Below are 14,280 nucleotides of genomic sequence, written 5' to 3'. Positions count from 1 at the left end.
CCCTCCGGCACTTCCCGCCGGAGGCGAAGGAAGGAGCAAGGCATGTCCGATAGCGGTCAGACAGTGCGGCGAATCGTCGGCGTCGAGGAATACGCCCGGACGCCAGAACCGCGTAAGCCCACGCCCACCCCCGTCGTCTCGGTCAAGCCGGTCGTGCTGCCGGCGCCGCAGCGCGGTGCGGACCTGCGTATCCGTGTGTCCGCACCGGTGACCGGGGGTGATCTGCCGATCATCCTGTTCGCACACGGCTTCGGATCGTCGCTGGACGGCTATGGTCCCCTGGCCGATTACTGGGCTGCCCACGGCTTCGTGGTCATTCAGCCGACCCATCTGGACTCCAGGACACTGGGCCTGCCCGCAGACGATCCCCGCAAGCCCCGGATGTGGCGATACCGCGTCGAGGATATGAAGCGCGTCCTGGACGACCTCGACGTGCTGGAAGCGGCCGTCCCCGGTCTGTCCGGCCGCCTGGATCGCAGCCGCATCGCCGCGGCCGGACACTCCTTCGGCGGCCAGACGGCGGGCGTCCTGCTGGGCCTGCGCGTCACCGATCCGGAAATCGGCGAGGCAGAGGACCTCTCCGACGCCAGGATCACGGCGGGCGTACTGCTCGCCACCGCGGGCACGGGCGGTGACGATCTGACCCCCTTCGCGGCCGAAAACCTCCCCTGGCTGCGAAACCCGGACTTCGCGCCCATGACCACCCCGGCTCTCGTGGTCGCGGGGGATCACGACGACCTTCCGCTGACGGTCCGGGGAGCGGACTGGACGATCGACCCTTACACCCTGAGTTCGGGCGACAAAAGCCTGCTCACCCTGTTCGGCGCGGAACACTTCCTGGGCGGCGTCTCCGGCTACGAAGCCGCCGAGACCACCGACGAGAACCCTGCCCACGTCAGCCTGGTCCAGCAGGTCACGTTGGCCTACCTTCGTCACGCGCTCGGCATCGACAGTTCCGGCTGGATCGAGGCGCAGAGGATCCTGTCCGACACGCTTCACCCCCTGGGACGACTGCAATCCAAGATGGACGTCTCCACCTCAGCGGCGTTGCGGCACTGACCAAATCGGCCAGGTGCGCGGTGCCGGGCCGGCACCGGAGAACCGGCTTCCAGCTACATTTTGCGGCCCGAATTATCCGAAAGCGGCGTCCCGAGCCGCCAAAATGTAGCGATAGGCCGGGTGCTATTCCCGCAATGGTGTGCGGTCGGCCGGCAGAGCACGGTTCAGTGCGAGGGCCGTGCGCTGACACCCGGTGGGTCGTGGGTGCGGTGGCGGGTCGGCATCGGAGAACCGGCCTCCCGCTGCATTTTCCGGGTCGAATTGTCGGGAACCAGAGTTTCGAGGCGGAAAAATGCAGCGGGAGGCCGGGTCGTCGCGTGGAGTCGGCTTGCGGCTTGCGGCTCGCGGATCGGTGTGGTGGCCGTGCGCTGATGGCTGGCGGGTCGCGGGGTGCGGGAGAACCGGCCTCCGGCTGCATTCTTCGGGCGGAATCCTCGGGAACCAGAGTTTCGAGGCGGGAAAATGCAGCGATAGGCCGGGTTGTCCTGCATCGCTTACGTATCAGTTCAGTCAGCGTCGACCGCTGTGCCGTCCGACGGCAGCGCACCGGTGAGGCGACAACTGTCGCCCAGCAGCGTCCGGATGTGGTCCCGGCCCGCAGGTCCAAGCCGTGCTGTGTGGCGTGATCAGAGGACGAGATGGGCGTCGAGTGTTTATCATCGAGCCCCGGGGTACCCTCGCGTCCGACCGTCGAGTGGTCGCGCACCTAGCGGCCGACGGCTGTCCGATCGAAGACGATTCGGCTGAAAAGTATTCGCCCCCAGTCCTTTCCGAGGCTGCACGCGGCACCACCGGTCAAATACGACGAGTCCCCGGGGCGCTCGCGACCGGGGGACTCGTCGTATGCGGCATGCCGGCTCAGCCCTTGGCGGCCAACGCCTTCGCCTCGCGGCGGCGGCGGTGCAGGATGGGTTCGGTGTAGCCGTTGGGCTGTGCCGTGCCCTCGAGGATCAGCTCCTTGGCGGCCTGGAAAGCGACGCTGGAGGCGAAATCCGGGGCCATGGGGCGGTAACTCGCGTCGCCGGCGTTCTGGCGGTCGACGACCGGGGCCATGCGCTCGAGGCTGGCGACGACCTGGTCGGCGCTGATGATGCCGTGGCGCAGCCAGTTCGCCATCAGCTGGCTCGAGATGCGCAGGGTGGCACGGTCTTCCATGAGGGCGACGTCATTGATGTCGGGGACCTTGGAACAGCCGACGCCCTGGTCGATCCAGCGGACCACGTAGCCCAGGATGGACTGGGAGTTGTTGTCCAACTCGTTGGCGATCTCCTCTGCCGACCAGGTCGTGGTGGGCGACAGGGGGATCTCGAGGATCTGGTCGACCGTCGCGCGCTTGCCGCCACGGGCGATCTCGGCCTGCCGCTTGAACACGTCCACCAGGTGATAGTGGGTGGCGTGCAGGGTCGCGGCGGTGGGGGAGGGCACCCAGGCGGTGGTGGCGCCGGCGCGCGGGTGGCCGATCTTCTGCTCGAGCATGTCGTGCATGAGGTCCGGCATGGCCCACATGCCCTTGCCGATCTGCGCCTTGTGCGGCAGGGCGGTGGCCAGGCCGGTGTCGACGTTCCAGTCCTCGTAGGAGGCGATCCACTGCTGGGACTTCATATCGGCCTTGCGGACCATCGGCCCGGCCTCCATGGAGGTGTGGATCTCGTCGCCGGTGCGGTCCAGGAAGCCGGTGTTGATGAACACCACGCGGTCGCGGGCGGCGTCGATGCACGCCTTGAGATTGACCGTGGTGCGGCGCTCCTCGTCCATGATGCCGACCTTGAGTGTGTTGACCGGCAGGCCCAGCACGCCCTCGACCCGGGCGAACAGGTCGTTGGCGAAGGCGACCTCGTCGGGGCCGTGCATCTTCGGCTTCACGATGTACACCGAACCGGTGCGCGAGTTGGAGACCCTGGCGTCGCCGCGCAGGCTGTGCACCGCGGTCAGCGAGGTGAACAGGGCGTCCAGGATGCCCTCGGGCACCTCGTTACCCTGCGCGTCCAGGATCGCGTCGCTGGTCATCAGATGGCCGACGTTGCGCACGAACAGCAGCGAACGGCCGTGCAGCACAACGTCGTTACCGTTGAGACCGGTGTAGACCCGGTCCGGGTTCATGGTGCGGGTGAAGGTCTTGCCGCCCTTGCTGACCTCCTCGGCCAGATCGCCCTTCATCAGGCCCAGCCAGTTGCGGTAGCCCAGAACCTTGTCCTCGGCGTCGACCGCGGCCACCGAATCCTCGAAGTCCATGATCGTGGTGACGGCGGACTCCAGCACGACATCCTTCACGCCCGCGGTGTCGGTGCTGCCGATCGGCGAGGACGGGTCGATCTGGATGTCGATGTGCAGGCCGTTGTGCCGCAGCAGCACAGACGATGGCGCGGCTGGATCTCCCAAGTAGCCGGCCAGCGCGGAGGCGTCGGCCAGGCCGATGTCGGTGCCGTCCTCGAGGGTGACCTCCAGCTCGCCGTCGACGATCTTGTAGGCCTTCGACCCGACGTGCGAGCCGGTGATCAGCGGCACCGCGTCGTCCAGGAAGTTGCGGGCCCATTCGATGACCTTGTCGCCGCGGACCCGGTTGTAGCTCGTGCCCTTCTCCGCGCCGCCGGTCTCCGGGATGGCGTCGGTGCCGTACAGCGCGTCGTACAGCGAGCCCCAGCGGGCGTTGGCGGCGTTGATCGCGAACCGGGCGTTCATCACCGGCACCACCAGCTGCGGTCCGGCGGTGGTGGCGATCTCGTCGTCCACGCCCGCGGTGCCGATGGCGAAGTCGGCGGGCTCGGGGCGCAGGTAGCCGATCTCGGTGAGGAACCGCTTATAGGCGGCCTTGTCGTAGCCGGTGCCCGGATTTTCGGCGTGCCAGGCGTCGAGCTTTCCCTGGATCTCGTCGCGTTCGGCCAGCAGGGCGCGGTTACGCGGGGCGAGCTCGTCGATGATCGCCTCGGCACCGGACCAGAACGCGGCGGAATCTACGCCGGTGCCGGGGAGCGCCTCGTTCTGCACGAACTCGTGGAGAATGCGCGCGACCTGAAGCCCGCCGACCTGGATCCGCTCTGTCATCTACTGCCTCATTTCGAGAAGCCGGATAAAGTACGGATGTCATGTTACTCGGCGGTACGACGGGCCGTTCGGAGGTCCCGGGCCGTCGGTTGTGTCGCTGGTGTGATGTGTGTGCTCGCTGCGGGCCCGCCCGAAGGCTCTTCTGCGGCCCCGGGGGCCGCGCGTCGCTGTGGGCCGCTCGCAGAGTGGAGTCGACTCGGTCTGCTTACGCGAGTGGTGTGGAGTGGTGCGTGCTGCCGGTCAGGCGATCGAGCATGCTCCGGCCGCGGATGGCGTTTGCCGACGGATGTTTGTTCGTCCTGCTCGCCGGGCGCGGCGTGGTGTTGGTTCGGTCTGCTTGCGGCAGTGGCGCGGCGTGGTGTTGGTTCGGTCCGCTTACGGCAGTGGCGCGGCGCCGAGCTGGCTCAGCAAGGCGAGGATCAGCCCGATATCCTCGCTCTGTTCGGTGATCATCGCCCTGGCCTCCTGCTTTACCGCGCCGGAGGTGATTTGCTGGTCCGCGGCCCGGGCCATGGCGATGCCGCCCAGGTGATGGCGGTACATCAGTTGCAGGAACAGCACCGACGCGGCTTGACCGCGGGCCGCGGCGAGGCCGTCCAGTTCGGCCTGGGAAGCCATACCGGGCATGGTGGTCGCCGACGGAACCATGGTCATGGAACCCTCTGGTGAGGTCGCGGGTGCGCCGTGCATCCAGGCCATCGGATGCTCGGTCATGGGGGAAGCATCCGCCAGGCGCAACCAGCCCAGCATGACGCCGATCTCCATGCGCTGGGACTGATCGATCTGCTGAGCCAGCCGCAGCACCATCGGGTCGGCCCCGGGGTCCAAGCGCTGCACCATGATCAGCGCCTGCTGGTGATGGGCCGTCATATCCTGGGCGAAGCCGATCTCGGTGTCGGTGAGAATCGGTGCGGCGGTGTGCTGTTCGGGCAATATCACCGGCCGCAGCGCGGCGCCGATCACCAGCAGGATCAGCGCCGAGGCGGCATAGGCGGCCAGGCGGTACCAGCGGCCCATCTACGAGCCCACGATCGAATGCTGGTTCGTCGGTGGGGAATACACCTGGTTGCGCAGTTGCAGGACCATGAATCCGTCGTCGCTGCAGGTGGTCCACAGCTGGCTGCCGTGCCACTCGGGCGGGGAGAAACACCAGTCGGTGGACAGATCGCCGAGCGCGAGCATTCCCGAGCGCGGCGAGATCGCCTTGGCCGGATCGAATTTCCCGTTCAGGATGGCCCGCGCCATCGAGAAGCCCTCCAGCGCGGGTGGTCCGATCAGCGAGGCCATCGCGTGCGGGGAGTTCCACCGCTGCAGGTTCTGCCCGGTTCGCGCGGGTGGGTTGAAGTACGCGATCTCGCGGGCGTGGAACGGATCTCGCACGTCGAACACCCGGATGCCGGAGGATTCCCAGCCGCACGCCAGGGCCGTCGGATTATCCGGGCGGTCCGCCGCGCAGTAGTGCGGGTCGTAGGAGAACACCGAGCCGCCCATCGAGGAGGCCAGCTGGCTGTCCAGGTGGCCGGGCAGATCGATCTGCAGCTTGATCTTGTTCACGACCCTCGGGTTGTGCTCGTCGGAGATGTCGATGAGCTTCACCCCGCCCGCGCCGGCCTCGTCGACGGTGAACAGATACGGTTTGCCGCCGTAGGTGACCGGAATGCTGTGCTGCGTGGCCCAGCCGTCGGTCCAGAACACGCGGCCGATGTGATAGACCTGCGGATTCGGATCGCGGCGCTGGACGGCGCTGATGTCGAGCACGGTGAATCCGGCCAGTGCCGACAGGTACATCCGGTTACCGTCCGGGCTGATACCGAAGCCGTGCGACTCGATTCCGGTCAGGCCCTGCCAGATCACGTGCGGGTTGGCCGGATCGGTGAGGTCGATGGCGCTGACGAAGCCGGGCGCGATCCCCGAGGCCCAATAGGTCCGGCCGTCGGGGGAGAAGCCGCCCTCGTGCGTCGTGATCGGCAGCGGCATCCGCAGATCGGTCCCCGGGCCCGGATTCAGCAGCCGCGGGTGCGCGCAGTCGGAGATGTCGTAGACCGACATGTAGCCGGCGCCCTCGAGGAACGGAACCCCGGTGCCCACCAGCAGCTTTCGCGCCCTGTTGACCTTCAGGCTCTCCCAGGTCCCGGCCATCATGGCCGGTGCGGTGAGCGTCGCGGACAACACCGGATGCGCCGGATCGGCGACGTCGAGCACCTGGACGCCCTGCGCCTGGCCCAGCAGGTCGCCCGGGAAGAAGGTTCCGGTATACGAGCAATGGTCGTAGGTGGTGGAGGTGATGCCTCCCCCGCGCCCCGCGTATCCGCCGACCATCGACATATTGCAGCTGTAACCCTGTGCGCTGCGGCCGTTGTCGCGTTCGGCCGCCGGAACATCGCCCTGCAGACCGGTTTCCGGCATAGATCCGGCTCCGCAGTCCGCCCGCGGCACGGATGCCGTCCCCACATCCAGGAATTCCTGCACCTGACCGGCGAGGTCGGACTGCGGATCGGCCGCCGCCCCACCCAACGGCAGCAGCGCCGCCCCGAGCAGTGCGGCCATCACGACCAGCACCGGCTTCGATCGGCGGATCCTCATCGACCATGCCATCGCGGTACCCAACTCCCGAGCAGATAATGCCGTCGACGCGCGGGACGCCGTCCCTAGTTGCACCGACAGTGCAGAACGGTAACTCACCTGACTCACCAGTAGGGTTGATTCGAGCGAAACAGTTTCCTGCCTCTGGACCACACTTCACACCGAATCCAGCTGTATTCATGTCGGAATGACTAGCAACTTGGGCGACCGGAAGACAGTGGGTGGTGCCCGACCAAAACATGGTTAGATCCCCGACCAAAATGTGGTTAGAGTGTCGACTATTCTATGGTTAGATTTCCGGCCAAAGTGCTGCTTCAATGATATGGGACCACAGAGGAGAGGAAGATAACAGGGTGGACCGAGGCGATGACGGCCTGATCACACGGCATCTGCAGGATGTCCTCGCTGAACTTCTCCGCGAAGAACCAGTGGTCATCCTCACCGGCGCCAGAACCGTCGGAAAGAGCACCTTCCTGTCCGCGTGTGCCGCGCTGAAAGAGGTGACTGTCCTGGACCTCGACGACCTGGAAACCAGACGAGCTGTCGCGGCAGATCCCGGACTGTTCGTCGCTGCGGATCGCCCCACCCCGGTCTGCATCGACGAGTTCCAGCATGTGCCGCTGCTACTCGACGCAATCAAATCCGAACTCAACCGCGATCTACGGGCGGGGCGGTACTTGCTGACCGGGTCCACGAGATACAACTCTCTCCCCAGTGCCAGCCAATCACTGACCGGCCGAGCACATGTCGTGACGATGTGGCCGCTGTCCCAAGGTGAGTTGTCGCGTCACCGCGAAGGGGCGCTGGACGCGCTGACCAGCGACCCGTCCAGTCTGGTTACCGGCGAGCCGTCGGCGGCCACTCGCGCCGACTACGAGCGGGTTGTGCTGGCCGGAGGATTCCCGCTCGCCCTGGCGCGTGAGCCGGGCAGATCTCGTGACCGCTGGTTCAGTGATTTCGTCACGATGGTCGTGGAACGGGACGTGCTGGAAATCCGAAAGATTCGACAACGTCAGGTCTTACCGCAGGTGCTACGACGCTTGGCGGGACAGACGGGGCAAGTTGTGAATGCCGCCAACGTTGCCGACGCGGTCGGGCTCGATGCCACCACGGTCAGGGAATACCTCGGACTTCTCGAGGCGGTCTTCATGATCCATCGGCTCGAGCCCTTCACCCGCGCGGTAGCCTCCCGAACCGTTCGGAGCGCGAAAGTACACCTCGTTGACACCGGCCTCGCCGCCCACCTCACCGGCTTGACTCAGCAAAAGCTGTCTGCGCGGATGCCCGCGACGCTGACCCAGTTCGGTCACCTCGTCGAGACATTCGTCGTCAACGAGCTGATGAAACAAGCGGGATGGGCACAACAGCAGGTCAGCTTCTCGCACTTCCGGACGAAGGACCAGCAAGAGGTCGATCTTGTGATCGAGACCCCCGCCGGGGCTGTTACCGCGATCGAAGTCAAGGCGGCGAACACGGTCTCTGACAACGATTTCGCCGGAATGCGTCTCTTGCGGGACAAGCTTGGTGACGGGTTTACCGGGGGCGTAGTCGTCAACCTCGGCCAGCGCTCGTACACCTACGAAGATCGCCTGCACGTGATACCGATGGACCGATTGTGGACACCGATCGGTAGCTCGGCGCGGCAGGGCTGATTGTCTGCTGTTCGGACGGCAGCCATGGACTAGTGGCCGCGAAGCCCAGAGACACATCGAGCCGCCGTGTCGACAAGGGGGAGTGATGCTTTCCGGTGATGGGTGGTGGGTGCGGCGATAGCATGGGGCCGCCAACCTGATACGCGTTGTTGGGAACTCTGATGAGCAGTACGGTGATCGACTTGGCCGATGTGCTTATTGCGCATGTTGCGGCATTGTGGAATTGGGCCTCCACGGGGTCGTCGGGGTTTCCGCCGTTGTAGGGGCCGTTCGTTGCTTGTGCGCCCGTCGGGATGATCCCCGGCGGGCGCATCCGTATTCGGGGGTGTTGTTGGCCCGCAACCTGTTTGGTGAGGTCAAAGGCGGGTCTGGCCGAGCGGCTCGAGCGCGCGCGGAATCGGACGCGCTGTCCCTGGTGAATTCGGCGGGGCTGGTCCGCCGGACCTCGTGCCGATCCTCGCCGAACCGCTGGCCTCGGGCGCGTTCCCGGCCCTGGCCGATCGGATCCGAAATATCCGGCTTTCGGCGACAACTGTTCACATCGTTCGCGCGCCTATTGCCGCTCGTTCACCGAGGTAAAGTTGTCCGGACAACTTTGCCGGGAAAGGTAGCTACCTGTGAATGGCGTGCGATATTTGGAAACGGCCGAGGTGCTGGCCGGTGAGTTGGCGGGGTTGCCGTCCGGCACGAAGATCGCCAGTGAGAACGAGATCGCGGAGCGGTTCGGGGTGAGCCGGGCCGCTGCCCGGGCCGCGGTGCAGGAGCTGGAGCGGCGGCTGCTGGTCCGGCGGGTTCGGGGGTCCGGCACCTACGTCAGCTGGCGCATGGACTACGTCTTGTCACCCGATCGGACGCCGTCCTGGCACCAGACCGTCCGGGATGCCGGCGGTGAGCCTCGCTCGGTCGTGCGGGAGTTGCGGACCGTGCCGCTGCCGCGGGAACTGGCCGCGCGGCTCGAGCGCGAGCCGGGCGAACCGGCGCACTTCCTGGTTCGGCAGTACTTCGTGGATGGGCTGGTGGTCTCCTGGACCAACGAGTGGATTCCGCTGGACGTGCTGGCCGAGCTCGAGGTCGCGGCGCGAACGGTGGAGTCTCTCGACGAGATCCTGCGCCAGCTGGCTCGGGTGCTGCCCACCCGCGCGTGGTGCCGGGTCGGTATCGCGGTGCCGGACGCGGCCCTGAGCGAGGCGCTGGATATCGAGGGCACCCGTCCGGTGTACCTGGTGGAGAGCATGAGCCGGGACGGTGAGGGCGGGCGTCCGGTCATGTGCAGCAAGACCTGGACGCGTACCGACTCCGTGAGCATCGTCGTCGAGATGGGCGACGGAAAGCATCCCGGCGCTGACGTGTCGTGACCGTGTGCCGAGGCCATGAGCGCACAGTCGATCGCGCCAGGCCCCTCGCCATGGCGCGAAGATCTACCGAGAACGGAGGACGGATGTCAGAAAATACTGTCCCGGAACAGATTCCGCTGTCCCGGGAGCGCCGCACCGAATTGCTGGCCTACGCCGAGCCCGCGGAACTGATCGAACTGGCTGATACGTGCCTGAGTATCGATCCGGATCCGGTGGTGATCGTCGCCCCGGAGCTGGGCACTATCACCGCGCAGGTGCGTGAACCCATTGTGGGACAACGATTCCTGCTGGGCGATGTGCTCGTCTGCCGGGCCGAGGTGGAATGGTCCGGATATCGCGGGTGGGCGATGCGGACCGACGAGGATCGTCCCGCGGTGCTGGCGGCGGCCATCCTGGATGCCGCCGCTCAGTCCGACGCGACTCGTGCCGAGCAGGTCGACGCGCTCTGCGTGCGGGTCGCCGAGCGCATCCGCGACGACGAGGCGGCCGAATGGGCCGAGCTGGAACCGACCATTGTTCGTTTCGAGGAGCTGCGGTGAGCGGACCGAAGCAATCAGCACAGGGCACTGTACGCATGACGGTGCCGAACGTGAGCGAGGTGGAGTCGTGAGTACGACGGAAGTGTCGGACGAGCGCACGGCCCTCGCGGAGCTGTCGCCGTCGTTGAGCCAGAAGGTATTTCGCGGTCTTCTCGACGCGATGGCCCGGCCCGGAGAGATCGGCCGCATACCGGTCTCCGGATCGACGCCCGCCGCGCTGCTGCCGGTACTGGCCCTGGCCGATCTGATGACACCGGTGCACGTGATTTCCGGCGATTCCCGGTGGGCCGCAATGGTATCCACCGCGACCGGCGCGCCGATCGCCGAGCTATCGGTGGCCAGGCTGGTCGCGGCGCTGGACCGGCCGCACCCGGACGAACTGCGCGCACTGAGCCCCGCGAGCGCCGCCGAGCCGCAGGCGGCGGCTCAGATCTTCGTCGCGGTCTCCGAACTGACCGACGACGGCCCGCTGCGGCTGTCGGGTCCGGGCGTGCCCGGGTCCCGGGCGCTGGGCGTCATCGGCCTGCCGGACGAATTCTGGTCCGTGCGTGACGAATTGATCGAGTTTCCGGCGGGAATCGACGTCGTGCTGCTGACGGCGGACGGACGGCTGGCCGGAATTCCGCGCAGCACCGTGATCGAGGAGTACTGATGGGATATTCGGGAGTGCGCGGCGGCATGGAGGCGATCCTGGCCGCCGAGCGACTGGTACACGGTAAGCGCGATCACGCGCGGTCGCCGTGGGTTTCGGGCGCGCAGATCATCCAGCGGTTCCGCATGGCCGTCGACCGGATCCTGGGCGAGGCGGGGTTGTACGCGGAAGCTCTCGCGGCCGATGCGTTTCGGCAGGCCGAGGGCGATACGCTGGAGGCCGCGCATCTGGTGCGGGCCTATCGTTCCGGGCTGCCGCGGTTCGCGATCACCGAGCCGATCGATCCGGACGAGATGACAGCACTGCGCCGGATCGTGCCCGCGAACCGAACGCCGGGTGGTCCGCAATTACTCGGCCGGACAACCGATTACACGGGTCGAATCCTGAACAGGCAGTCGTCGGCGCCGACCGGGCGGCCCGAGCCCGCACCGGCGGCGAGCACCCCGGACGTGCGGCGCGAACTGCCGCGCTTCTCCGAGGTGCTGCGCAAACAAGACCTGATGGCCGCGCAGCCGGCCGAGCCGGATACCGAGCCGTTCGATGTGACCCGCGAGGCTCCCCGCCCGCCGGCCCACCGCTCGGCGGTGCTGGCCAGTATGGCGCGCGGAGAGACCGGGGCGCTGGTATCCCTGTGGTACCGCTCGATTCTCGGCCCCGACGGACACATTCACGAGGTCACGCTCGGCGAGGTGCGGCACGGCCGGGTGCCGTTGCGAATCCGGCACCCGCACACCGGAAATCCGGTCGCCGTGGGTGAAATCCGGGTAACCGAGGCGGAAGCCATCGAGGACCTGAACGGATCCGGCGAGGACCGGACCAAATTCGACGTCGGCTACGGACTGTGCTTCGGCCACAACGAGCGCAAGGCCATCGCCATGGCCAACCTGGACATCGCGTGCCGCCGCTCGGACACCACCGGCACATTGCAGCAACTGCTCCTGCTCACCGTCGACGGCCTGGATTCCGGTGGGTTCCTGGAACATCTGAAACTTCCGCACTACGTCACCTTCCGATCCATGGTCGACCGCAAGCTGGCCAATCGGTCGGAGGTCTCGCGCCCCAGCTCACCCTTCGGAGAGGACTGCCGATGACCGTACTCGAACTACTCGCCGAAACCGATGAAGCGCAAGCCGATTCGGGCCTGCTCGACGAGGGCACCAAGCGCGAGATCCGCCGCGCCACCTTGGTCGCGGTGTGCGTGCCGGGATATCAGGTCCCGTTCGGCTCCCGCGAGATGCCGGTGGCCCGCGGCTGGGGCTCGGGCGGACTGCAGGTCACCCTCGGCGTGGTCGGCCCGGACGATACGCTCAAGGTGATCGACCAGGGCGACGACGGCGGGGTGAACGCGACCAACCTGCGCCGCCTGGTCACCGCGTCGGAGGGCTGCGCGTCCACCACGGACGCCCGCGCGGCCAGCGTGATCCAGACCCGCCACCGGGTGCCGGAGGAGGCGCTGAGTCGCGACCAGGTTCTGGTCTATCAGGTTCCGGTGCCCGAACCGCTGCGCGGCGTGCAGAAGTCGGTCGCCGAATGCGCACGGATGCACGCCCAGGCCGACTATTCCGCGATGTGGGTCAGCCTCTACGAGGATCTGGTGCGCAACGGGGTGATCACCAGGTCCACCGGCTACCCCGTGCTGGTGAACAACCGCTACGTGATGTCGACGACCCCCGTCCCGCGCTGGGACGTGCCCCGCCTGCACCAGTGCGAGCACCTCAACCTCTACGGCGCCGGCCGGGAGAAGCGCATCTACGCCATCCCGCCACACACCGACGTCACCCCGCTCGCGTTCGACGACGTCCCGTTCGAGGTCGAACACGTCCCGGACGCCCGCTGCGCCCTCTGCGGCAGCACCGACACCTTCCTGGTCGAAGCCGGCGACGACTACGCATGCAGCGACACCGAATGGTGCGCAAGGGTTTCCGATAACGACGCCGACACCGAGAAACACCGGAACACCGCACCCCTGGCCTGGCTGCCCGACCCGACCCGCCGCGCGCTGGCACAGTCTGAGCGGGTCGCCGGTGCAGATGCTCGCGCCAGGATCGCCGTCGCCCCTGATAGCAGGTCGAATCCGGAGGCTGCTGAATCGGCCTCAGCCCCAACCACACTCGACCGACCGGCAGCCACGGGCAGGTCGAAGGGCGAACCTGGCGCAGATGCAATCGATCGCGACGGTATTTCTGCGGAGGCGGTTTCGGGCTCGGGTGAGGTCGTCTTCGGCCAGGCAGCGATCGAGGGCAGGTCGAAGGGCGAATACGGCGCAGGTGCAACCGATCGCGACGACAGTTCTGTGGAGGTTGTTTCGGGCTCGGGCGCGCCGGTATTCGGCCGAGCAGTGATTGCGGGTACGGCGCACGGCGAATCTGTCGAAGGTGCAACCGATCGCGACGGTATTCCTGGGGAGGCCGATTCGGGCGTGATCGTGTTCGCCCCAGCGGCGACGGCCACCTCGGATCGTGCGGCCGGTGTGCTTGTACGGAACCCGGGGTCCGGCTTCGGCGGGGGTGCAACCGCTCTCGGCCGGGCAGGTGCCAGCGGCACCGTGGGCGCATCCGATCAGGAATGGATCCTGCGTGTGGACGGTCTCGGCAAGCTGTACGGCCGTGGCGGCCGGGCGGATGTCGCGGGCACCGGTCCGGACTTCGGCACCGCTGTCAGCCCGAGTACCGGTGCGGTCGTGGCTGCCTGGGATGTGGGCTTCGATATCGCTCCCGGTGAGGCGCTGGGGCTGATCGGTGAGTCGGGTTCGGGCAAGTCGACCGTGTTGCGCTGCATCATCGGGGACGAGACGCCGACTGAGGGGTCGGTGCGGCTGTCGGTCCTGGACGGCGGTCGTACCGATCTGGTCGGGCTGGATCCGGCCGCGCGGCGGCTGCTGCGGATCGGCACGATGGCCGTGGTGCACCAGGATCCGGCCGCGGGGCTGGATCTGCGGATCACCGCCGGCGGGAATATCGCCGAGCGGCTGACCGCCGCGGGGTGGCGCGGCTATCACGCGATTCGCCGCCGGGCGGCGGAACTGCTGGAGCGGGTGGAGGTTCCGGCGCAGCGTATGGACGATCCCGTCAGCACCTTCTCCGGCGGTATGCGCCAGCGCGTGCAGATCGCCAAGGCGCTGGCCATCGAGCCCCCGGTGCTGCTGTTGGACGAGCCGACCACCGGCCTGGACGCGTCGGTCGCGGCGGGGGTGCTGGATCTGTTGCGCGGCTTGCTGTCCGAGCGCGATATCGCCGCGGTCGTGGTCAGTCACGATTTCGCGGTGATCGAGGCGCTCTCGGATCGAACCCTGGTCATGCAGACCGGTCGCGTGGTCGAGCGCGGCCTGACCGACCAACTGCTGAACGACCCCCACCACCCCTACACCCAGCGGCTGGTCGCCGCGGCCAGGAGATAGG

At 67.2% G+C, this 14,280-nt stretch carries 10 protein-coding genes; 7 read left to right on the top strand and 3 right to left on the bottom strand.

The genetic code is table 11. From position 1 onward, the window contains the following. Positions 1-42: 42 nt before the first annotated feature. Positions 43-1,059 (top strand): alpha/beta hydrolase family protein, encoded by a 1,017-nt coding sequence (locus JZ791_RS10700; RefSeq protein WP_216894071.1) that lies wholly within the window; start codon positions 43-45, stop codon positions 1,057-1,059. An 858-nt stretch (positions 1,060-1,917) separates the two neighbouring features. Here the strand turns inward: JZ791_RS10700 and JZ791_RS10695 are convergent. The 3 genes from JZ791_RS10695 to JZ791_RS10685 form a co-directional block, all read right to left on the bottom strand. Continuing rightward, entirely contained in the window at positions 1,918-4,101 is a 2,184-nt protein-coding gene (locus JZ791_RS10695; RefSeq protein WP_216894070.1) for a malate synthase G, read from the bottom strand. 375 nt (positions 4,102-4,476) lie between these two features. Next, positions 4,477-5,118: a DUF305 domain-containing protein gene (locus JZ791_RS10690; RefSeq protein WP_216894069.1), complete on the bottom strand. Its 642-nt coding sequence runs from the start codon at positions 5,116-5,118 to the stop codon at positions 4,477-4,479. Next, a complete protein-coding gene (locus tag JZ791_RS10685; protein WP_216894101.1) occupies positions 5,119-6,684 on the bottom strand; it encodes an LVIVD repeat-containing protein in 1,566 nt (521 codons plus the stop codon). 353 nt (positions 6,685-7,037) lie between these two features. Here JZ791_RS10685 and JZ791_RS10680 point away from each other — a divergent pair, with 353 nt between their 5' ends. The 6 genes from JZ791_RS10680 (at position 7,038) to JZ791_RS44910 (ending at position 14,279) form a co-directional block, all read left to right on the top strand. Then, positions 7,038-8,336 carry an ATP-binding protein gene (locus JZ791_RS10680; protein WP_216894068.1) on the top strand — a complete coding sequence of 433 codons (1,299 nt, stop codon included), beginning with the start codon at positions 7,038-7,040 and terminating at the stop codon, positions 8,334-8,336. Between the two features lie 617 nt (positions 8,337-8,953). Next, positions 8,954-9,691 (top strand): GntR family transcriptional regulator, encoded by a 738-nt coding sequence (locus JZ791_RS10675; RefSeq protein WP_216894067.1) that lies wholly within the window; start codon positions 8,954-8,956, stop codon positions 9,689-9,691. Between the two features lie 83 nt (positions 9,692-9,774). Then, positions 9,775-10,230 (top strand): phosphonate C-P lyase system protein PhnG, encoded by a 456-nt coding sequence (locus JZ791_RS10670; RefSeq protein ID WP_216894066.1) that lies wholly within the window; start codon positions 9,775-9,777, stop codon positions 10,228-10,230. Positions 10,231-10,297: 67 nt separating this feature from the next. Next, a complete protein-coding gene (phnH, locus tag JZ791_RS10665; protein WP_216894065.1) occupies positions 10,298-10,882 on the top strand; it encodes a phosphonate C-P lyase system protein PhnH in 585 nt (194 codons plus the stop codon). Next, positions 10,882-11,973: a carbon-phosphorus lyase complex subunit PhnI gene (locus JZ791_RS10660; RefSeq protein WP_216894064.1), complete on the top strand. Its 1,092-nt coding sequence runs from the start codon at positions 10,882-10,884 to the stop codon at positions 11,971-11,973. The genes phnH and JZ791_RS10660 overlap by 1 nt, the downstream gene beginning before the upstream one ends. Continuing rightward, positions 11,970-14,279, top strand: a complete 2,310-nt coding sequence (locus JZ791_RS44910; RefSeq protein ID WP_254205509.1) for an alpha-D-ribose 1-methylphosphonate 5-phosphate C-P-lyase PhnJ — start codon at positions 11,970-11,972, stop codon at positions 14,277-14,279. The genes JZ791_RS10660 and JZ791_RS44910 overlap by 4 nt, the downstream gene beginning before the upstream one ends. Position 14,280: the final 1 nt, after the last annotated feature.

This window comes from Nocardia alni (assembly GCF_019038435.1).
GTDB lineage: Bacteria > Actinomycetota > Actinomycetes > Mycobacteriales > Mycobacteriaceae > Nocardia > Nocardia alni.
This window is presented reverse-complemented; position numbering and strand designations above follow the sequence as displayed.

Excerpts from the sequence above, each read along its gene's own strand:
- JZ791_RS10700 (WP_216894071.1), top strand. The coding sequence starts at position 43 with ATGTCCGATAGCGGTCAGACAGTGCGGCGAATCGTCGGCGTCGAGGAA.
- JZ791_RS10695 (WP_216894070.1), bottom strand. The coding sequence starts at position 4,101 with ATGACAGAGCGGATCCAGGTCGGCGGGCTTCAGGTCGCGCGCATTCTC.
- JZ791_RS10690 (WP_216894069.1), bottom strand. The coding sequence starts at position 5,118 with ATGGGCCGCTGGTACCGCCTGGCCGCCTATGCCGCCTCGGCGCTGATC.
- JZ791_RS10685 (WP_216894101.1), bottom strand. The coding sequence starts at position 6,684 with ATGAGGATCCGCCGATCGAAGCCGGTGCTGGTCGTGATGGCCGCACTG.
- JZ791_RS10670 (WP_216894066.1), top strand. The coding sequence starts at position 9,775 with ATGTCAGAAAATACTGTCCCGGAACAGATTCCGCTGTCCCGGGAGCGC.
- JZ791_RS10660 (WP_216894064.1), top strand. The coding sequence starts at position 10,882 with ATGGGATATTCGGGAGTGCGCGGCGGCATGGAGGCGATCCTGGCCGCC.
- JZ791_RS44910 (WP_254205509.1), top strand. The coding sequence starts at position 11,970 with ATGACCGTACTCGAACTACTCGCCGAAACCGATGAAGCGCAAGCCGAT.